Annotated in this window: 19 protein-coding genes and 1 pseudogene; 12 read left to right on the plus strand and 8 right to left on the minus strand. The window is 39.2% G+C overall.

From position 1 onward, the window contains the following. Positions 1-58 precede the first annotated feature (58 nt). Positions 59-463 (plus strand): NIL domain-containing protein, encoded by a 405-nt coding sequence (locus NOS7524_RS11165; RefSeq protein ID WP_015138591.1) that lies wholly within the window; start codon positions 59-61, stop codon positions 461-463. Here NOS7524_RS11165 and NOS7524_RS11170 read toward each other — a convergent pair. Beyond that, positions 460-1,527 (minus strand): DUF3616 domain-containing protein, encoded by a 1,068-nt coding sequence (locus tag NOS7524_RS11170; RefSeq protein WP_015138592.1) that lies wholly within the window; start codon positions 1,525-1,527, stop codon positions 460-462. The genes NOS7524_RS11165 and NOS7524_RS11170 overlap by 4 nt on opposite strands. Before the next feature lie 427 nt (positions 1,528-1,954). On the opposite strand from NOS7524_RS11170, the gene NOS7524_RS11175 reads away from it, so the two are divergent. Next, complete coding sequence (locus tag NOS7524_RS11175) at positions 1,955-2,923, plus strand: CHAD domain-containing protein (protein WP_015138593.1); 969 nt, start codon at positions 1,955-1,957, stop codon at positions 2,921-2,923. A 58-nt stretch (positions 2,924-2,981) separates the two neighbouring features. Here the strand turns inward: NOS7524_RS11175 and NOS7524_RS11180 are convergent, their stop codons facing one another. Together NOS7524_RS11180 and NOS7524_RS11185 are read right to left on the minus strand one after the other, a co-directional pair. Next, on the minus strand, positions 2,982-3,584 hold the full coding sequence (locus NOS7524_RS11180) for a helix-turn-helix domain-containing protein (RefSeq protein WP_015138594.1): 603 nt from the start codon (positions 3,582-3,584) through the stop codon (positions 2,982-2,984). Between the two features lie 547 nt (positions 3,585-4,131). Continuing rightward, positions 4,132-4,356, minus strand: coding sequence for a hypothetical protein (locus NOS7524_RS11185; RefSeq protein WP_144050860.1), 225 nt, complete (start codon positions 4,354-4,356; stop codon positions 4,132-4,134). Positions 4,357-5,116: 760 nt separating this feature from the next. Between NOS7524_RS11185 and NOS7524_RS11190 the strand changes: the two genes are divergently transcribed. Continuing rightward, the gene (locus NOS7524_RS11190) at positions 5,117-5,701 is read left to right on the plus strand and encodes a hypothetical protein (protein ID WP_015138596.1); all 585 of its coding nucleotides are present in this window, start codon (positions 5,117-5,119) and stop codon (positions 5,699-5,701) included. 139 nt (positions 5,702-5,840) lie between these two features. On the opposite strand, the gene NOS7524_RS11195 is transcribed toward NOS7524_RS11190, so the two are convergent. Continuing rightward, a complete protein-coding gene (locus tag NOS7524_RS11195) occupies positions 5,841-6,782 on the minus strand; it encodes an N-acetylmuramoyl-L-alanine amidase (RefSeq protein WP_015138597.1) in 942 nt (313 codons plus the stop codon). Between the two features lie 459 nt (positions 6,783-7,241). Next, positions 7,242-8,081: a prephenate/arogenate dehydrogenase gene (locus NOS7524_RS11200; protein ID WP_015138598.1), complete on the minus strand. Its 840-nt coding sequence runs from the start codon at positions 8,079-8,081 to the stop codon at positions 7,242-7,244. Between the two features lie 136 nt (positions 8,082-8,217). On the opposite strand from NOS7524_RS11200, the gene NOS7524_RS11205 reads away from it, so the two are divergent. The 8 genes from NOS7524_RS11205 to NOS7524_RS11240 all read left to right on the plus strand — a co-directional run bounded on the left by NOS7524_RS11205 (position 8,218) and on the right by NOS7524_RS11240 (position 13,652). Continuing rightward, the gene (locus NOS7524_RS11205) at positions 8,218-8,640 is read left to right on the plus strand and encodes a hypothetical protein (protein WP_015138599.1); all 423 of its coding nucleotides are present in this window, start codon (positions 8,218-8,220) and stop codon (positions 8,638-8,640) included. 41 nt (positions 8,641-8,681) lie between these two features. Continuing rightward, a complete protein-coding gene (locus NOS7524_RS11210) occupies positions 8,682-11,189 on the plus strand; it encodes a tetratricopeptide repeat protein (protein ID WP_015138600.1) in 2,508 nt (835 codons plus the stop codon). A 445-nt stretch (positions 11,190-11,634) separates the two neighbouring features. Further along, entirely contained in the window at positions 11,635-11,859 is a 225-nt protein-coding gene (locus NOS7524_RS11215; protein ID WP_015138601.1) for a hypothetical protein, read from the plus strand. Between the two features lie 8 nt (positions 11,860-11,867). After that, positions 11,868-12,287, plus strand: a complete 420-nt coding sequence (locus tag NOS7524_RS11220) for a PIN domain-containing protein (RefSeq protein ID WP_015138602.1) — start codon at positions 11,868-11,870, stop codon at positions 12,285-12,287. Positions 12,288-12,308: 21 nt separating this feature from the next. Beyond that, on the plus strand, positions 12,309-12,680 hold the full coding sequence (locus tag NOS7524_RS11225; protein WP_015138603.1) for a hypothetical protein: 372 nt from the start codon (positions 12,309-12,311) through the stop codon (positions 12,678-12,680). Between the two features lie 58 nt (positions 12,681-12,738). After that, entirely contained in the window at positions 12,739-12,927 is a 189-nt protein-coding gene (locus tag NOS7524_RS11230; RefSeq protein WP_015138604.1) for a hypothetical protein, read from the plus strand. A 58-nt stretch (positions 12,928-12,985) separates the two neighbouring features. After that, positions 12,986-13,234 carry a type II toxin-antitoxin system VapB15 family antitoxin gene (gene vap15, locus NOS7524_RS11235; RefSeq protein ID WP_015138605.1) on the plus strand — a complete coding sequence of 83 codons (249 nt, stop codon included), beginning with the start codon at positions 12,986-12,988 and terminating at the stop codon, positions 13,232-13,234. A 40-nt stretch (positions 13,235-13,274) separates the two neighbouring features. After that, positions 13,275-13,652: a DUF433 domain-containing protein gene (locus tag NOS7524_RS11240; RefSeq protein ID WP_015138606.1), complete on the plus strand. Its 378-nt coding sequence runs from the start codon at positions 13,275-13,277 to the stop codon at positions 13,650-13,652. 16 nt (positions 13,653-13,668) lie between these two features. Here NOS7524_RS11240 and NOS7524_RS11245 read toward each other — a convergent pair whose 3' ends face one another. Continuing rightward, positions 13,669-14,043 carry a hypothetical protein gene (locus NOS7524_RS11245; protein WP_015138607.1) on the minus strand — a complete coding sequence of 125 codons (375 nt, stop codon included), beginning with the start codon at positions 14,041-14,043 and terminating at the stop codon, positions 13,669-13,671. A 207-nt stretch (positions 14,044-14,250) separates the two neighbouring features. Then, positions 14,251-17,808 (minus strand): pyruvate:ferredoxin (flavodoxin) oxidoreductase, encoded by a 3,558-nt coding sequence (nifJ, locus tag NOS7524_RS11250; protein WP_015138608.1) that lies wholly within the window; start codon positions 17,806-17,808, stop codon positions 14,251-14,253. Between the two features lie 577 nt (positions 17,809-18,385). Between nifJ and NOS7524_RS11255 the strand changes: the two are divergent. Then, a pseudogene (locus NOS7524_RS11255) lies at positions 18,386-19,196 on the plus strand (IS5 family transposase). A 110-nt stretch (positions 19,197-19,306) separates the two neighbouring features. Here the strand turns inward: NOS7524_RS11255 and NOS7524_RS11260 are convergent. Continuing rightward, a complete protein-coding gene (locus tag NOS7524_RS11260; protein WP_015138609.1) occupies positions 19,307-19,756 on the minus strand; it encodes an Hsp20/alpha crystallin family protein in 450 nt (149 codons plus the stop codon). Positions 19,757-20,193 lie beyond the last annotated feature (437 nt).

Below are 20,193 nucleotides of genomic sequence, written 5' to 3' on the forward strand. Positions count from 1 at the left end.
AAATATCCCCAATTCCCAGTCTTAACTATCATTAAGATAAAAGCCTCTGCATAAATCTGTGAAAAAACGAGTTACCCTCACCTTTCCCAAGCGTGCCATACAAATGCCGGTGACTTACGTGCTGGCTAAAGAGTTTAATGTTGCCGCTAACATTATCCGCGCTCAAGTTGCTCCTAATCAAATCGGTAAACTGGTGGTAGAACTATCAGGAGATATTGATCAGTTAGATGCAGCTATTGAGTGGATGCGATCGCGACATATTAATGTTTCCCTCAGCTTGGGGGAAATTATTATTGATGAAGACGTGTGTGTTCACTGTGGCTTGTGTACTGGGGTTTGTCCTACAGAAGCTCTCACTCTCCACCCAGAAACCTATAAACTGACATTTACGCGATCGCGTTGTATTGTCTGTGAGCAGTGTATTCCTACCTGTCCAGTACAGGCAATCTCAACTAACCTTTAACTCAACTGGAAAACATCCGCAATCACACTATCGTCACCCACTAGCCGATTCTCTGCTGGAGAGTCATAAACTACCAATAATGAAGGTACTCCAGAGATATCATGAAATAAAGTCATTCCTTCAGCACGATCATCGCGATCGCCATGAGGAATTTCTTGCACCAACTCTGGAGTATGGAGAGTATTTTCTGGTAAATTCACACCGTTTTTTAAACGATAAACTTGCACTACCCCATCTAAATCCATAGTTGGTCCAGCCAAAATTAACAAGTCTTTCCCATCCCAACATAAGTCTCTAATACCTAAACCATTCAACCAAGTAAAATGCTTTTTGTACCCTCTTGTTTCTACATCTATTTTATTTAGTGTCAATAACCCTAGTTCATAATTTTCTAGTTCAAGTTCTAAAATTATTGCCCAACCCCGCAATACTGGTCCACGCAAACCTAAAAAAACTCTCCCTTGAGCAACAGCTAAACCTTCGATATCTAAACCGTTATCTTTTCCAGGAATTCCTGCTTTTACAAAACAACCTAAATGTGGATCTTCAGCTAAAGCCGCCATTAGTACGTTGTTATCTTTCGTTAACTTTAATTTTGCAGAACTTAACTGCTTACTTTGGTTTTGCGGATGTGGACAAGACTTAATTAATTGTCCATCCACCAAGGGAATTCTAGCTAAAATATAGCGGTTTTTCTCTGATTCAATTTTAGCTAATCTGGCAATATTCTGCTCACCATTTTTATCAGATTTAGGTTGTTTACGCTTATAGCTATGAGAACCAACTAGCCATAAATAATAATCATCATAAGCTAAACCTTCAATATCAATTTCTTCATCTTCCGGTGCTGGTAAATCAATAAATTCTGCTACCCGAAATTGTTGGTGATTGTTAAAATTTTTACTATCCAAGACAGACAAACTCTCAATTGTTGAAGTTTCATCTGAACCCAACCATAAATACTGTTGTTGAGTTAGTATGACTGCGGAAATGTCTTCTCTGTGCGTTTTAAAACTATCGCTAAATCTCAGAGTACATTGATTGATTAAATGGAAATTTACCATGTTTCCTAGCCGCTTTAATAAACACGATATTAATTCTCTTATTGTAATTATTTAAGCTCGATACAAAAAATACCTAAACATAACTTAAATAACTAATATTTTTTTGATATAAAATTTCTATGTAATTTTTGTTGGCGTAGCCTGCGCTGGCGCATAAGAAACTCAGTACACCTCTACTCTCTCCTTTCCTATTGCCTATTGCCTATTGCCTATTGCCTATTGCCTGCCTATGCAGATAATTTTATAAATCAAAGCGGATTACTATATGTGTTACAGCAATTGCTTATATTTCTCAGGTAAACAACTATCTATATTGATATTGATTCTTAATCATTAGGAATAATATAAAAAATAAATTTCAAACGATAGATGGATTTTTCAACTAATGTTATTATGCAATAACCTACGTAAGTAATTACTAATATCTATGGATTTAGCTACAGAACCCGCAGTAAAAACTCTAGAAGAATACGCTTATCAGGCTATTAAAAAGCATTTTAATAAAATTTTAAAGTGGGAAAAACCTGTTAAGAAAGATGAAGATCCAGAAGCATTACACCAAATGCGCGTCGGAATGCGTCGTCTACGCACAGCTATTAGCAGGTTTGATATTCTACTAAATTTACCTAAGCCAGCTAATGATAAAAATATAGGTAAAATTGCTCGTCGCCTTGGTAATCTCCGCGATTTTGACGTATTAAAGCAAAATTTAGAAACCCTCTATCAACCAAATTTACCTCCTAAAGAGCAGAAATCCCTGCAAAAAGCTTTTGATGCTTTAGCTAAACAGCGTGAAGAGGCACTAGCTAAAACCCTGACAACATTAAAAAATGATGATTATAAATCTTTAAAACAAACTTTAGAAGAGTGGTTAGAAAAACCCAGTTATCAACCTCTAGCATCTCTACAAATTCAGCAGGTACTACCGGATTTACTCTTACCTGAAGTGAGTAGTTTCTTGCTACATCCAGGATTATTAGTAGGTACTCATGTTGTTGATGCAGAAGTCAAAATCAACACCGACTCCAAAGCAGAAGAGATAGAACAACAATTGACAACTCAAGGCGAAAGCATTCACGATTTGCGAAAACAGGCAAAGCGTATGCGTTACCAAATGGAACTATTTACTGAGTTATATGGTGAGTCTTACGCAGCTTACATTGCAGATATCAAAAGTATTCAAGACATTTTGGGCAATATTCAAGATAGTATGGTTATGGGTGAGTGGCTGACAAATGTATTCAAGTCAGAAATTCAAACTAAACTACCAACATTAGCTAGTTTATTATCTGCCAATCGTGTCCAATGGTGGCAAGAGTGGCAACCATTACAGGAACGTTATTTACAAGCAGAAAATCGGCATAATTTTCATCTCACAATCCTGCATCCTAATTGAATATTAGATACTTAACTTATACTTAGCATAAGCATAATGTACCACATTTAAAACACAATTAATGTTTATTATTCATTAAATTGAGAGTCCAGAAGAAATGAGAATCACAGGGCGATTGCAAATCAGTAATTGTAATTTCACAATTGTGTTGATCATCAGTTTCTTGTTTAGAGATATGATTTCTTGGTTTAGTAGATAGCCCCATTTGTTTGAGTAGACGGCTGATATGGCGTTCAGTAATTTCGATACCCATTTCTCTTGCTAAATGTTTGCTTAACCATTGTGCAGTCCAGCTTTGAAACGGATAGCCATACTCACGCGGACTATGGCTTACCAAATCTTTCAAACATTTAAGATATTGCTCATTAACACTCTTTGGCCTACCTACTGGTTGCTCCTGCCATTGATGGGCTAAACCAGCTTTTGCTAGACCAATCCAGTATCGTGCCATATGATAGGAACAACCTAAAGTTTTACAAATTTCGGTTTGAGATTTGCCCTGATCTGCCAGTAGCATAATTTCAATACGTCGGCGATATTTTGGTTGCAAATCTGTTTGTAATTTCTTCAGCAGTGATTTCCTTTGAAAAGGCGTTAAACATTTACCGATATTAGATTCTGAGTTTTCAGAATTTTGAAATTGATTAGTATTGTGTGACATACTTGTTGTAAGTTTTTGTTGATTAAAAGAATTGATATATATGAGAAACTATATTCTAATACTTAAAAATCACCTAAATTTATTTTCCGAAACAACCAAGCTATTTAAAATTGCATTTAAATCCAGAAAAAACTTTAAAAAGCTAGTTTTACTATGTTACACTGTTGTTTTTAATTTTTGTTAAGATAATTTTGTCCCAGATATTAATACTTAGTAAAGTAATTCTTTGCAATTTTGATTTTGTTCTATCTTAAGCATTATTTATGATTCAGCTTATTTGTTGACCCTATAACTCATGGTTTATACCAAAAGATTAAACTAATAAAAGGATAAATGCTTGTTACTTTGCAAACCCAAGTATTTTGCAGTAAACCTGAGAATTAATGAATCTATGAAAAATAGAGCCATTAAGTATGCCTATTTTATCATATTTATACTGGTAAGATTGCGTAATTCTCCGCTAATATTTTAATCCGAATAATGGGGTGATCTTAATAGGATTCAGTTGTTGATTACTGAATCCTATTAAGCAACGAATTACAATCTATTAGCCATTATCACCATTGCCATTAGTTCCTGGAGCAGTACCATTGCCATTAGCTCCTGGAGCAGCACCATTACCATTAGCTTGTACACCACCGACAGCAGTATATGTCTTGACGATAGATACAATATTATTTATTGCAAATCCGTTCAAACCATATTCTAGAAACTTCTGACCGTAGCCTAAATATTGCATGAACCCAGCACCTTCTCCGCCTTGCACAGCCATAGCATCTGTATCATTTAGGTCCTGCAGAAAGTTTTCTGAATCTATGAACAGTTCAGAACCAGCATTATGGGATTCAAAAACATTGATGTTTGTCATTTCTTTTTCCTCGATAAGACTAGGGAGAAAACATTCCTATTTATATGAATTAAGCTTGTTTTGCTTAACTCATACTGCAATTATTAGCGAAAAAAAATGGTTCTTCAATAGCTGAAAACGAGTCATTTCGACATAAAATGACTAATAATGTCTGGAGAAAAAGCAACCATTTAATTATTAAAATAGTTTGGGGTTATCTCTAAACTTTAGATAGTTCAGTATGGAAATTACAAAATATCTATTGATATCTAAGTGAAAATTTTAATTAAGAAGCCACAACTAAATAAATGGTAAAAAATGGTCTTTTACTGTGAAAACTTCTCATAAAAGTATGAGACGACTGATCATTTATGACTGTATCCTCAATACTTCAGAGGTTGGCTGTTCTCATTCAGGTGGGGTAAGTTTGAAAGACATAATTAGTCTAATTTTGTCGGAACCTGATAAACTTCCTGCTCCCCGTGGATGCTGTTCATAAATAAATTTAGGGGCTTCTAACCCAAGAATCGGGCAGGATTTTATGACTATTGCCTGTTGCCTATTCCCTATTGCCTGCCCGAAGAGTTTGGTCACTATTTACATTACTTAACAGGTGGCTTGTTATACATTCACCTGAACTGGGATTAATAATGGGATGATCAATTGCGTTGTTTCTATTTAAACTATGCAGTATCCACTAGAACTTACCTTTAAACTATGGGCTTTAGCGCCGCAAATATCTGTTGCTGATCATCAGGGGAATTTGGTTTTCTACGTCAAGCAGAAGCTCTTTAAACTCAAGGAAGCAATTACTATCTTTGCTGATGCCGATCGCACGCGTCCTTTATACTACATCAAAGCCGATCGCATTATTGATTTCTCAGCTCGCTATGACTTTAGTGATAGTAACGGCACTTATATTGGTGGAGTCAAACGGCGCGGCTTAAAATCTCTGTGGAAAGCTCGCTATGATATCTTTGATGGCGATGTGAGTAATTTAACTATCCAAGAGAAAAACCCTTGGGTGAAGATTGCAGATGCTCTGTTGGCAGAAATCCCAATTTTGGGTATGTTTACTGGTTATGTGTTCAATCCAGTCTATTTAGTCAGCCGGGCTGATGGTACAGTTGTTATGCGTTTAGAGAAAATCCCGACGTTTCTCTCTAGGAAATTTATGATCAAAGCTGTTGATCAACTGAGCGATCGCGAGGAAGAGCAAGTTTTATTAAGTTTGCTCATGATGTTGCTATTAGAACGAAATCGCGGTTAGTGGGGAAATTCTTCACTCGGAAGTTTTGAAGACAAAGAAGATAAGGAAAAATTTCTCTCTTGTTTCCCTATCTTCTGACTTCTATTTACTACTAAAAATCCCAGACCTTTGGTTAACTTACTATGTGCTAATAGTTGTACTAACCGATTAATTTTTTCCAAGTCATTGGTCCAATAATTCCATCAGCAATTAAACCATTCTGTCTTTGAAATCTTTTGATTGCTGCTTCTGTTTGTGGTCCCAAAATACCATCTACATCAGCACCTAATCGATGTTGTATATATCTGACTACCGGCCCACCAGCATGATTAATTCTAATGATCCGCTTGGCTAAGATTAGATTAATGACGTTCCAGGTAGTTTCTCCTGCCACACCAGTTTGTTCAACTCCCACAATTCCTTGAAATCTTTCGATAGCAAATTTTGTTTCTGCGGTCAGTCGATTATTTTCAGCTAGAGCTTTACCATTTCTATCAGTAATTTTTAGTCTATTTAAAGCTTTTTGTAGCCTCATTATACTGGTATCTATATTCTGTTCTTCATCTGGAACAGGAGTTACAGGTGTAGTAGGTAATTTACCTGTTAAACCTTTAACAATTGCATTAGCCATTGCTTCTGGCTCAAACAGATTCATATCTTTTTGGGAATCAATGAAACAACATTCTACAAGAATCGCTGGCATATTTGTATTTCGCAACACAAATAAGTGGGAACCACTCTTAACTCCCCGATTAAAAAATCCTAATTTTACAATTTCATCTACAACAGGTTTAGCAATTCTTCTGCCTGTTTCACTAGCTGCAAATACTTCTGTACCATTAGCTTGTCCGTTAAAGGCATTAAAATGAATTGAAACAAATACTTCTACTCTAGCAGCATTAGCTCTATTGCATCTTTGTGAGAGTGAATCTCTAACTGAATTAGCCTTCTCTGGGTTACATACTATTACTTCATGTCCTAAAGCTCTTAATTTAGATGTAACTCTGTTACCTACATCTCTAGTTAAAGTATCCTCAAATTTGATGCCTCTTGCTCCGGTGTCTGGTGGGCAGTTATGACCCATATCAATTCCATATTTCATATATTAACCCTCAAATTACTTTTTCAAGACTTCCAGATACTGCTACTTTTTGATGTCCATTTTGTTCAATTGCTATGGCAGCAAAATTGAACAACATATTGCTGTGAAAAATTTTTATTGACCAAGTTCGTATTGTAACAAAAAAAATAATTTTAGATAATTGCTCAACAATAATTTAGAATAAAAAATATTTTGCATTAAGTCGCAATTAACTGTTGATGAAAACTTGGGAGAGGAATAGGGAACAGGGAATAGGAAAAATAATTCTTTGAATTGGTATAGGATTCCTATTTGATTTTTGTTGGCGTATCCTGCGCTGGCGCATAAAAAAAATCAGTACACCCCTACTCTCTCCTTTCCTATTGCCTATTGCCTATTGCCTATTGCCTGCCTATGCAGATAATTTCAGAAATCAAATCGAATTGCTATATTAACTTTTTTCTGTTCCCGTTTCCCTTGTTAGTCCACAAAACTAGGTCTTGCTTGTTGTGTGGACTGCAACTTTGCTGCTAAAGCTGTCCAATTTTCTTGCTCAATTAAGTTAATTAATTCATCGAGTTGGTAACGATATTGTTGTAATGAACCCAGCAATGCTTGGCGATTATATTGCGCCATCATTACACCTAACTCTGGATTACCCCCACCGACGCGGCTAGTATCTCGAAAGCCGGAACTAGCTAAGTTTTGTGCTAATTGTAAAACTTCTGGGTCAGTTTCACCAAGACAAGCCGCAATCAATGAGGAACTAACCATCACAGGTAAATGGGAAATCCAACTCACAGCGCGGTCGTGTTGTTCTGGCTGACAATAATAGATATTAGCACCTAGCGATCGCACAATTTCTTCTACCACTGCGATCGCACTTTTTGGCGTTTTCCCATCTGGTGTTAATACATAAGGTCTATCCACAAATAAATTTTTTTGAGCTGCTTCTATGCCACTATCTGCGGTTCCGGCCATGGGATGACCACCAATAAAATTTTCCCACATAGGTGCAATGGCTGTGACAATCGGTGCTTTGACTGAACCGACATCAGTCACCACCGTAGTTTTAGGTAAATGCTGAATTAATTGCTCTGCTTGCGGCACAATCAACCCAATGGGTGTACAAATAAACACAACTTCTGTGTCCGCAAATAGGCTCAGATCGACATTAGCCTCATCAACACTACCTAAAGCTACAGCCGTTGCACAGGTTGATTGTTTGCGGCTGACTCCGACAACATAATGACCTTGCGATCGCAGATCATAACCCAATGAACCACCAATTAGTCCCAGTCCTAAAATCCCAATTTTCATTTTTTATTTTGTTGGTTGATTTGTTATGTATTTTCCGCCTCGCCTACTTTACCAAGTTATTACTGACAGATTTTGCTGAAAAAGAAATACGCTAACATGAGCTTGTATAAATAACTGTAATTTCCTGCGTAAATTAATGGATATCGCTTTTATCGTGCAATTACTTGCTCCCTGTCTACCATTTCTGTTGAATAAAGTTGCAGAAGGCGCATCGCTGAAAGTTGGTGAGGATGTTTGGAATAAAGCCAAGGCAATTTGGGGGAAACTTCAGCCTAAAGTAGAGGCAAAAGAAGCCGCCAAAGAAGCTGCTACAGATGTCGCTCAAAGTCCAGACGATGAAGCTTTAAGAACCTGTTTGCAAGTGCAACTCAAAAAGATATTGGATGCTGATACAGCACTGGCGAAGGAAATAGCCAAGATTTTGCAAGAAACAAAATCTAATGATGGCTCTGTTAGCCTCAACGCTCAATCCTACGATGAAAGTATACAGGTCAATACAGCAGGTGATGTTCATCAGCCAATCTACGACCTTAGCAGAAATATCAACAGCCCAAAGTAATTAACCACATTGCTGTTTATGGTACTGCACAGCAAGAAATAGTGGAGTGGCTAGAACGCAGTACCAAAGCAGAATCGCCGGGAGTTCTCAAAGCTGGGAATCCTGGTAAAAGTTTGGCTTATTGGCAAGGACGAACCACAGAAATTGCTCAAATACAGCAATGGTTAACTGATGACAATACTTTTTTAATTGGTATAGAAGGCATCGGTGGCACAGGTAAATCGACGCTGGCGACGAAGATTTATGATGAAATTGCGGGTTTCCCCAAGCGATTTTGGGCTGATGTCAGTAATGGGGCAGGTTTTAGCGATGTAGCCAGAGAAGTATTAGAAAAATTCGGCTTTCCTGTGCCAGAACAAGAAGCGCAGTTAGTAGAGGCGTTAGTTAACTGTTTGCGTTCTGGGCAATTTTTACTGATTATTGACAACCTGGAAAGTTTATTACAATCTGATCGACAGTGGGGAAGTTTATTTTACGGTGAGTTTTTCCAAGCATGGGTGGAATCTGGTAGTAATAGTAAGGTGTTAGTCACCACCAGAGAAAGACCAGAATTAAAAGGCTTTCAATGGCTACCCCTGAAGGGTTTACAAGTAGATGAAGGGGTGGCACTGTTAACAGCATTGGGTATTAAAGGGGATTTAAAAGAGTTTGTCGAATTAGTAGGTGGGCATCCCCTATTGTTGAGATTGGTAGCAGACTTATTAAAGGAAGAATATTCACAAGACCCTAATTTAAGCAGATTAGCAGATTTAGGTTTAGGCAACTTGCGGCAGTTGTTGACAGATCCCCAAGTGGTAGGTGTGCATCGCCGGGAAAATGTGGGGATGGTGTTGGTGTTGGATGCCAGTTTTGCAAGATTGAGTGAGTTACAAAAGGCTTTATTGCTGAATATTAGTGTTTATCGTGGTGCGGTTGACAGTGCCGCAGCAATGGCGGTGTTGCCGGGAAATGCAGAACCAGAGATTGAGGGAGAATTGCGGAATCTGGTGAAGCGTTCTTTGTTGGTAGAAAAACTCAATGGTAAGCGGCGATTTGAGTTTCAGCCTGTGGTGTGGGAGTATGTGCGGTATAAAGCAGGGGAACAGACGGAAGCGCATCAACGAGCCATTGATTATTATCGCTCAATTGCAAAACAACCACCCTGGCAAATAAGGGACGATGTTAAAGAACACTTGGAAATCTTTCATCACTACTATCAGTTGCAAGATTATAACTCTGCCTTTGATAGCGTTCGGGTTTGCGATGAATTTTTAACCTTGCGGGGTCATTACAACGAAAAAGTAGAATTATATGGGCAGCTGGTGGGTAAATGGCAAGAAATGGGCGATAGAGAAAATTGGAAATATGATGCTTCTCTCACTTCATTAGGCAATGCTTACGGCTGCCTGGGAAAGTACCAACTGGCGATTGAGTTCCACCAGCAGTCTTTGGAAATATCAAGGGAGATTGGCGATCGCAATGGCGTTGGTATTTCTTTAAACAATTTAGGCAATGCTTACCGTTCCCTGGGAGAGTACCAACGGGCGATTGAGTTCTACCAGCAGTCTTTGGAAATATCAAGGGAGATTGGCGATCACAATTGTGTTGGTAGTTCCTTAATCGGTTTAGGCAATGCTTACGGCTGCCTGGGAGAGTACCAACGGGCGATTGAGTTCTACCAGCAGTCTTTGGAAATATCAAGGGGGATTGGCGATCACAATGGTGTTGGTAATTCCTTGGGCAGTTTAGGCAATGTTTACCGTTCCCTGGGAGAGTACCAACGGGCGATTGAGTTGTTCCAGCAGTCTTTGGAAATATTAAGGGAGATAGGCAATCACAATGGCGTTGGTAGTTCCTTAATCGGTTTAGGCAATGCTTACCGTTCCCTGGGAGAGTACCAACGGGCGATAGAGTTCTACCAGCAGTCTTTGGAAATATTAAGGGAGATAGGCGATCGCTCAGGTGTTGGTAATTCCTTAATCGGTTTAGGCAATGCTTACGGCTGTCTGGGAGAGTACCAACGGGCGATTGAGTTCTACCAGCAGTCTTTGGAAATATCAAGGGAGATAGGCGATCGCAATTGCGAAGGTAATTCCTTGGGCAATTTAGGCAATGCTTACGACTCCCTGGGAGAGTACCAACGGGCGATTGAGTTTTTCCAGCAGTCTTTGGAAATATTAGGGGAGATAGGCGATCGCAATTGCGAAGGTATTTCTTTAATGGGTTTGGGGAATGCTTATAATCAACTGGGAGAGTACCAACAGGCGATTAATTTTTTCCAGCAGTCTTTGGATATCGCTAGGGAGATTGGCGATATTCGAGGGGAAGCAAACGCTTGGTATAACTTAAGTTTGGCATTAGAAAACGTCAACCGAGAATCAGACGCGCTAGGTGCTTATCGCAATTCTCGTGAACTATTTCAGAAAATGGGACTTGATGCCGATGTGCAAGATTGCAATGATAAAATCGAGCGTCTTTCTCAACCACAAACGCCTGTAGTTACTCGCCGTGGTTTTTGGGCGTGGTTGCGTCGGTTGTGGCGTTGGCTTCGCTCTTGGTTTCGGCGGTAAACAAAGTCCATTCACTTATAATTAATATAAGAGGATGTTTGAAAAGTCTTGTTTTGGGTAGCAAGATGTTATTGATCCCCCCTAACCCCCCTTAAAAAGCTATGCGTTACCCACATCTTTCTTTACAATCTTAAAACCCTTGCTCTATAAGCATCTTAAGGACTGAAACTTTAAGCATACTTGACAAATCATCATTTATTCTTCTCGCTAAAACAGTGTTTTTATTGAGAATGAAAAACGAACGAATCAGGGTTCTAGAGACGTGAGTTCATACTCTCGAAATGTTAAGAAAGATGTTTATAATGGATAGCTTAAAAAGGGGGGAAAACTTCTTCAAGTCCCCCTTTTTAAGGGGGATTTAGGGGGATCAGTAAGTGCCGAAAATCACAGCCAATCACTTTTAAAACAACCTCTCATCTATTAATTTCCAACTTCTTAATCACCTATGCAAAAACTAGAAATAGAACTTGATCAAGAAACATTTGCCAAAATCAACCAATTGGCACAAACTTATAATTGCGAAATTTCTGACATAATCAAAGCAATGATTAAGCAATTAACACAACCAGAAATTCTTAATGATACATTTATCGGTAAATGGGCTGATGAAGCCGAATTAGTTGATAAAATGGTTGCAGATATTTTAAGAGATAGGAATTATAGAGAATAAAGTTAGGTGTGAGAAAATCTTTAATTGATACGGATATTTTATCAGAAATTTGCAAATTAAAAAATCCTAAAATAAATGCTCAAGCCATTGCTTATAGAGGTATATGGCAACAGTACACAATTTCTGTAATTACTGTTTCCGAAATTATCAAGGGATGGAGGAGAATAAATCGTAATGACCGGATTCAAGAGTTTTTAGCAGATTTGTCTCAACTGGAAATATTGCCTTTAGACCAAAGCTGTGCAGAACTTTCTGGTTTGATTCAAGCGGATTTAGAAACAGCAGGACAACCAATCGGATTAGCAGATGTCTTAATAGCCGCTACAGCGATCGCCAATAACTTAGTTTTAGTAACAGGTAATACTAAACATTATCAGAAAATTCAAGCATTAGGATATCCTTTAGTAATAGATAATTGGCGAGAATGACTTTTTTGATTGATGATCATAATGAATCAGATTCAAGATTTACATAAACAAGCAATGGATTTAGCTGAAATGGCACAAGTTGCTAAACTCAAAGGCGACTCTGTTTTAGCTTTACAACTCTCCAAACAAGCATTTGAAAAAGAAAGGTTAGCCGCAGAATTAATTGTCAATAATCTGGCAGCAGAACCTACACGTTCAGTATTACATCGTAGTGCGGCAACTTTAGCGATTGACTGTGGAGAAATTGCAGCAGCAGAACGTTTAATTGCAATAGCTTTATCAGGAAATCCACCTCAAGAGATTGCCGAAGAACTCAAGGATTTATTTGTGCAGATTAACATTGATAAATATTTTGCCCGTCGTGGTATTGAATTTGATTCAGCTAAACTATAATTATAGCTTTTATTGTCTAACGAGGAATTGTAGGATTTTATCATTAACCGAGAATTAAATGCGCTGGGTGCGCGATCGCAATGCTCGTGAACTATGTCAGACAATAGGACTTAATGCCTATGTGCAAGCTTGCAATGATAGAATTGAGCATCTATCTCAACTACAAACGCCTGTAGTTACTCGCCGTGGTTTTTGGGTGTGGTTGCTTCCGTTGTGGCGTTGGCTTCGCTCTTGGTTGCGGTGGTGAAATAAAATGTAAAAATAGTGATGAACATATAATCAAGAATTAAAGAATCTTTGACACTATGTTACAAAATACCTATCAACTACCTTTGACATTTGAGCAAATTCTTACTCTAGTTAAACAATTGTCTGATTCAGAAAAGCTTTTACTCAGCAAAGAGCTAGAAAAAGAAACATTGAATAAGAAGTTAACCCAGTTACTAGAAACATTTCAAACTAATGAATTATCTTTAGACGAAATTACAGAGGAAGTAGAAAACGTCCGTTCTCAAATTTATGCCGGAAAACAAAGCAATCAAGATAATTATTGATACTAATCTCTGGATTAGCTTTATGTGAGATTATAAAACTATGAATACAAATCAAGTTCAAGATACAAAGAATATTGCAGAGTATTTTAACTTTCTCTCTCCTGGAGATATTAGATTAAAAAATTCAAGAATAGGAATTGAAACGATTCTTTATGAATACATTGATTGTGGACGCTCTCCAGAGGAAATTGCTCAAATATATCAATCAATTTCTTTAGAACAAGTATATGCGACTATTCTGTACTATTTGCAAAACCAAGAAAATGTCAGTGCTTACATGAGAAACTGGCTAGAACATGGCCATAAAATGAGAGAACAACAGCGACTTAATCCGCCACCAATATCAGAAAAACTCCGCCAACTCCGAGTTGCAAGACAAGGTAAGAAAGAAATACATGACACTGAAATATCTGATTGATGAAAATGTCAGATTGTTAAATGTTTGAATAATCTGGAGTGCTTTTAGTAGTTAATTCTAAATTTGGAGTGTTTGTTACTCCATGAAGGAATTGTTCAAATAGCTGAAAAAATTTATAAAAAGCATCTTTTTCATCAGTGGAAGTTGAGAGAATAATACTATCCCAACTTTGACTGGACTTAATATTAAATTTACTTTGTATCCATTTTTGAAAATTATCGAAGTTTTTTTCTTGTTCTGTACGCGGTAATCCTAATTCCATTCTTGCTTGACTATAACCGACCAATAACATATTTAATCTAGTAATAGAACATTGTCCTATATACATTCCTGGTCTTTGCTTAATTCTTTCTAATAGATGATAAAAATATTCATTTTTGACATCTAACATATCTCTCAATATCCTTAAAATTTAATTTCTGGAATTTTAAATTGCTGACCAAAATGTACTAAGCCCTGAAATAAAAGATTTGCTATCCAGATACATATCATATTTTGAAACGCAGAGGGGCGCGGAGTAAAGCGCAGAGTTACGCAGAGATTTGTACCTCAGCAGGCTAGGAAACGCTATAGACACAACCCTACTACCTACTAACTATTATTTACTTGCTAAATATTGATACATCTGCCAACGGGCATCAACTTCAGCTTGTGCTTGTTCTAAGAGTTGTTTAGCTAACTCTGGTTTACTCTTGGTGAGCATTTTGAAGCGATTTTCTTGATACATTGATTGCTCTACTGATTGCGTAGGCGATCGCATATCTAATTGTAAGGGATTTTTGCCCTGTTCTTGCAACAATGGATTATGGCGATACAATAACCAGCGTCCTGAGTCTACCAAGGCTTTTTGATGGTTCATCCCTGTAGTCATGTTAATACCGTGGGCGATGCAATGGCTGTAAGCAATTATCAATGATGGCCCGTCAAAGGCTTCGGCTTCTAAAAAGGCTCTGAGGGTTTGATCATCTTTCGCACCTAACGCTACACTCGCCACGTAAACATTACCGTAATTCATTGCCATTAAACCCAAATCTTTCTTCGGTGCAGGCTTACCACTGGCAGCGAATTTGGCGACGGCGGCGCGGGGGGTGGCTTTGGAAGATTGTCCGCCAGTATTGGAATACACTTCTGTATCCATGACTAAAATATTGACATTGCGACCACTAGCTAACACATGGTCAATCCCACCAAAGTCAATATCATAAGCCCAACCATCACCGCCAATAATCCAGACGCTTTTTTTGACTAGGTAGTCAGCTAAGGATTTGAGATTTTGGATTTTGGATTTTTGATTGGAGTCACGAGTTTGGATTTTATCTAGCTGTTGCTTTAACAAGCTTACCCGTTCGCGCTGTTCCCAAATTTCAGCTTCGGTTTTTTGTTCGGCTTTGAGGAGGGAATTGACTAAGTTATCTCCTAGTTCGGTGCTGAATTGTTGTAATAGTTCCGCCGCAAATTCCGCTTGCTTATCTATCGAGAGACGATAGCCAAAACCAAACTCGGCGTTATCTTCAAATAAACTATTCGACCATGCGGGGCCTCTTCCTTCAGCGTTTTTTGTCCAAGGGGTGGTGGGGAGGTTTCCACCGTAAATCGAGGAACAACCTGTGGCGTTAGCAATAACTGCGCGATCGCCAAATAGTTGTGTTAATAATTTTAGATAAGGTGTCTCACCACAACCAGCACAAGCACCAGAAAATTCAAATAATGGTTCTTGCAGTTGTTGTTGGCGAATTTGGTTGAGTTTTAGCTGTCGTCGGTCAGGGTTGGGTAAACTCAAGAAGAAATCCCAATTTTCTCTTTCTTGCTCCCGTAAAGGTAGCTGCTGCGCCATGTTAATCGCCTTTAAAGATGGCTCAGACTTACTTTTGGCTGGGCAGACATTGACACAAATAGAGCAGCCTGTACAGTCTTCTGGGGCTACCTGGATAGTAAATTTTTGGTTAGCAAAGTCTTTATCTTTGGCGTTGACTGATTTGAAAGCAGGCGGAGCATTCAACAATTCACTAGGTGGGTAAACCTTAGCGCGAATTGCACCGTGGGGACAAACCATCACGCACTTACTGCACTGAACGCAGACATTTCCATCCCATACCGGGATTTCTTGAGCCACGTTGCGTTTTTCCCATTTTGCTGTGCCTGTGGGGAATGTCCCATCTGGTGGTAGGGTACTCACAGGTAAGTCATCACCTTGCCATACCATTATTTTCCCTAAAACTTCCTGTACAAATGCCGGGACGCTGCTGGGAAAGGGGTTTTGGGTAGATTGTTCTACGTCTATCCATTTGCCTTTTTCCTCAACAGGGATTTGTACCTGATGTAAATTATCTAGGGTTTGGTCTACGGCTTGTAGGTTCATACGGACAACTTCCGCGCCTTTTTTACCGTAAGTCTTTTCAATCGCTTGTTTAATTTTGGCGATCGCTTGCTCCTGTGGCAATACCCCTGCCAAAGCAAAAAAGCACACCTGCATAATAGTATTGATTCTGCCACCCATCCCACTGTTACGGGCGACTTGGTTGGCGTTGATAACGTAAAGTTGCAGTTGTTTTTCTAAAATTTGCTGCTTGATTTTTGGGGGTAGATGTTGCCAAACACTATCAGCATCGTAGGGACTATTAACTAAAATTGTTGCACCAGTAGCCGCAGCTTTTAATACATCTATGCGTTCCAAAAATCCCCAATGATGACAACCAATAAAATTAGCTTGGTCGATGAGATAGGTTGAACGTATGGGTTGAGAACCGAAACGCAGGTGAGAAACGGTCATTGAGCCTGATTTTTTGGAATCGTAGACAAAATACCCTTGGGCGTAGTTGTCTGTTCCTTCCCCGATAATCTTAATGGAGTTTTTGTTAGCTCCTACAGTACCATCAGAACCCAAACCATAGAACATCGCCCGGACAACATTATCGGGTTCGGTGGAGAAATTGGGGTCAAAATCTAGGGATGTGTGGGTAACATCATCATTAATCCCGATAGTAAAGTGATTCTTCGGCGTAGGTTGAGCTAAGTTATCGAACACAGCCTTCACCATCGCAGGGGTAAATTCTTTCGAGGATAAACCGTAACGTCCTCCAACAACTTTGGGTAACATCTCCCCTGCTTCATGAATAGCAGTGACGACATCCAAATACAACGGTTCGCCTGCACTACCCGGTTCTTTGCTGCGGTCGAGAACTGCGATCGCTTTTACACTATTAGGTAAAGCCTGGATAAATCTCTCTACATCAAAGGGACGATACAGTCTGACTTTGAGAACGCCGACTTTTTCACCTCTGGCGTTGAGGTAATCTACGGTTTCATGGACGGTTTCACAGCCAGAACCCATAATGACAATTACGCGATCGGCATCACTCGCGCCGTGATACTCATAAATCTTGTAAAATCTGCCTGTGCGTTCCCCGAATTTATCCATAATTCCCTGGACAATTTCAGGACAGGCGTTGTAATAAGGGTTTGCGCCTTCACGGGCTTGGAAGTAAACATCAGGGTTTTGGGCTGTACCACGCAGTAATGGGCGTTCTGGAGTCAAGGCGCGGGCGCGATGGGCGAAAATTTTATCTTCATTAATGAGCGATCGCAAATCATTATCTGACAATAACTCTACTTTCTGCACCTCATGGGAGGTACGGAAACCATCAAAGAAGTGTAAAAAGGACACTCGCGCTTCTAAAGTTGCTGCATGAGCTATCAATGCAAAATCGTGACTTTCCTGCACTGAAGCTGAACACAACAGCGCAAAGCCAGTACCACGCGCCGCCATCACATCACTATGATCACCGAAAATAGATAGCGCATGGGTAGCCAAAGACCTAGCTGCAACGTGAACTACAGTGCTAGTTAATTCCCCCGCAATTTTGTAGAGGTTGGGAATCATTAATAAAAGTCCCTGGGAAGCGGTGAAGGTGGTACTCAAAGCCCCCGTTTGTAATGCGCCATGCACCGCACCAGCCGCCCCGCCTTCGCTTTGCATCTGCACCACACTGGGGACAGTTCCCCAAAGATTTGGACGACTTTCCGCCATCCAAGCATCTGCCCATTCACCCATTGCAGAGGAAGGTGTGATGGGATAAATGGCGATGACTTCATTTAATTTGTAAGCTACACGGGCTACAGCTTCGTTACCGTCAATTGTAGCAAAGGCTTTATTCATTATCTTCTAACCTGTCTCAACTTCTATTGGTGGTTTAATTTGGATGCAGAGAACCCATGAATAGAAGCGTTAAAAATAGCCAGAGCCAGGAAGTTTCTTTTTATGTATTTGATTTCAGAATATAAAATTAAACATTAATACTTGGGATTATGCTTAATTATATCAAGATTGATTATGGCTATTGGCTATTAATTTAGCTTGCAAAATACTTCGCATACTATTATCTCATTTACAAACATATAATTGTTCATAAATATTAGTAATGTACTCAACATCTAGAAATACGTATTCATCAGACTTTCAGACTCACTATGATTGAGTGTGGGGTATAGGTTCGGGATGAGTTATTGTAGCATCCCCTCCCTAAGACCAAGAAATACCAAGCAAGAGGCTTTAACTTTTCCCCCTTCCCTACTAAAAAATTCGGAACCCCCATTAAATTGGACTATGCCGAATTTAATGGGGATTAGGGTTAGGGGGTTAAGAGTTAGAGGGTGTTTGAAAAGTCAGGTATGTTGTAAAAAAGCTCTCTCAGTATACGCTGTGAATAGATAATCAACAGCACCGAGAGAGCGACATGAGTAAAGCTTACCCCAGTAACCTGAGCCTCGCACAATATGAATTTCTTAGCGACTTGATTCCAGAAGGGAAACCGGGTGGTCGTAAGCGTGAAGTCGATATGTGGGAAGTCCTGAATGCAATTTTTTACATCCTGCTAGAAGGAGTGAGATGGCGATGCCTACGGCGGGCTACGCCTACGCTACCTGGGGACTTTCCTACGAGAGCAAACAGTGTACACATATTTCCGAAACTGGCGTAAAGACGGGACATGGTTGCACATTCACGATAGTCTCCGAGAGTGGACGAGAATCGAAATTGAACGTCATCCGAGTCCATCGGAAGCGATAATTGATAGCCAAAGCGTCAAGAGTGCGGCAATGGTGAGTCAATCAGTAGGCTTTGATGCTGGCAAGAAAATCAAAGGACGCAAGAGATTTATGACCGTTGATACCTTGGGGTTAGTGCTGCGGGTTTTGGTAACAGCAGCCAATGTCGGTGAGCGAGAAGGAGGCAAACAAGTTCTCCAACGAGTTAAACAGTCTCAGCCACAATCTCGGTTAACCACCATCTGGGTTGATGGTGGCTTTGATGGGGAACCGTTCATGCAGTGGGTCATGAATTTTTGTCGCTGGATTGTACAGGTGGTGCTGCGACCAGAGCAAAGCAAGGGCTTTGTTTTACTCAAAAAACGTTGGGTGGTGGAACGCACTTTTGGCTGGTTCATGGGATGTCGGCGATTGGTCAGAGATTATGAATTATTGCCCGAAACCTCAGAAACTTTTATCTATCTTGCAATGATCCGTATTATGGTGAAGCGATTGGCTTAATTTTTGACTCCCTAAAACTTTTCAAACATCCTCTTAGGTTTCGTGTTAACTTTTCCCCTATAACTTAATCGACTCAAGCCAATGCACCTATCCCATATACTGCTTCAGAGTTAGCCAACTGAATCTAAACTAATCTTGACAACTTTGTGCTTCTCTTCTTCAGCTTTAGGCAGTATTAGATTCAAGATACCATCTTTATATTCTGCCTTGACGTTGGTATTTTGAATACGTACAGGCAAAGGAATGACACGTTGGAATTTACCATAGTGAAATTCACTCTTGATTGTGCCTTTATCTTCCATTTTAGTTTCAGATTTACGTTCACCACTAACATAAACAGCCTTGTCAGTGACTTGTAAATCTATATCTTTGGCTTCCATACCTGGAATTTCTAACTTCAGATGCACTGCATCATCTGTTTCATGAATTTCAGCCGCAGGCACTTTTACTAAGGTTTTATCAAAAACTGTGGTAGGTAGCATATCGTCTTCAAAAAAACGATTGAGTTGGCGTTGCATGGTGTTTAATTCTTGCCAAGGGTTCCAACGTATAAGTGTCATATCACTACCTCCTATCAGGATTATTTGGGGCAATCAGTTAAAGCTTTTGGTTTTTGATTTGTTTTCATAATATTACGAAATAAAAGTATTTTAAATTCGGTTTTTCTCACCTCATAAATGATGATAACCGAACGTAAAAGTATATTTTCAAAAGTACGGTAAACCAGTATTTTATCTGTTCGGTAAACCCTATAATTGGTAGTGGGTAAGTAGATAAGCGTAAATAAGTAGAACGACTAAAAAAAACAAACTATGTGAAGTAATGTAAAAATATTGGCATCTAGTTCGTAGTAAAGACTACCCGTTGGGAAGGCTCCGCGAACAGTCCTTATTAGAGGACTAAAGTTCTACAAAGCTGTCGTCTAAATAGCAGAATTGCTTAGTTGATTACTCATAAGATTTATATTTAGCAAAGGCAATTATCAACTTTGCTGACA

Origin of the sequence: Nostoc sp. PCC 7524 (assembly GCF_000316645.1) — a bacterium.
Lineage (GTDB): Bacteria > Cyanobacteriota > Cyanobacteriia > Cyanobacteriales > Nostocaceae > Trichormus.

Coding starts and splice junctions, on each gene's coding strand:
- NOS7524_RS11170 (WP_015138592.1), bottom strand. CDS start 1,527: ATGGTAAATTTCCATTTAATCAATCAATGTACTCTGAGATTTAGCGAT.
- NOS7524_RS11240 (WP_015138606.1), top strand. CDS start 13,275: ATGAATACAAATCAAGTTCAAGATACAAAGAATATTGCAGAGTATTTT.
- NOS7524_RS11230 (WP_015138604.1), top strand. CDS start 12,739: ATGCGCTGGGTGCGCGATCGCAATGCTCGTGAACTATGTCAGACAATA.
- NOS7524_RS11180 (WP_015138594.1), bottom strand. CDS start 3,584: ATGTCACACAATACTAATCAATTTCAAAATTCTGAAAACTCAGAATCT.
- NOS7524_RS11225 (WP_015138603.1), top strand. CDS start 12,309: ATGAATCAGATTCAAGATTTACATAAACAAGCAATGGATTTAGCTGAA.
- NOS7524_RS11185 (WP_144050860.1), bottom strand. CDS start 4,356: ATGGCTGTGCAAGGCGGAGAAGGTGCTGGGTTCATGCAATATTTAGGC.
- NOS7524_RS11260 (WP_015138609.1), bottom strand. CDS start 19,756: ATGACACTTATACGTTGGAACCCTTGGCAAGAATTAAACACCATGCAA.
- vap15 (WP_015138605.1), top strand. CDS start 12,986: ATGTTACAAAATACCTATCAACTACCTTTGACATTTGAGCAAATTCTT.
- NOS7524_RS11175 (WP_015138593.1), top strand. CDS start 1,955: ATGGATTTAGCTACAGAACCCGCAGTAAAAACTCTAGAAGAATACGCT.
- nifJ (WP_015138608.1), bottom strand. CDS start 17,808: ATGAATAAAGCCTTTGCTACAATTGACGGTAACGAAGCTGTAGCCCGT.
- NOS7524_RS11200 (WP_015138598.1), bottom strand. CDS start 8,081: ATGAAAATTGGGATTTTAGGACTGGGACTAATTGGTGGTTCATTGGGT.
- NOS7524_RS11195 (WP_015138597.1), bottom strand. CDS start 6,782: ATGAAATATGGAATTGATATGGGTCATAACTGCCCACCAGACACCGGA.
- NOS7524_RS11205 (WP_015138599.1), top strand. CDS start 8,218: ATGGATATCGCTTTTATCGTGCAATTACTTGCTCCCTGTCTACCATTT.
- NOS7524_RS11245 (WP_015138607.1), bottom strand. CDS start 14,043: ATGTTAGATGTCAAAAATGAATATTTTTATCATCTATTAGAAAGAATT.
- NOS7524_RS11215 (WP_015138601.1), top strand. CDS start 11,635: ATGCAAAAACTAGAAATAGAACTTGATCAAGAAACATTTGCCAAAATC.
- NOS7524_RS11190 (WP_015138596.1), top strand. CDS start 5,117: ATGCAGTATCCACTAGAACTTACCTTTAAACTATGGGCTTTAGCGCCG.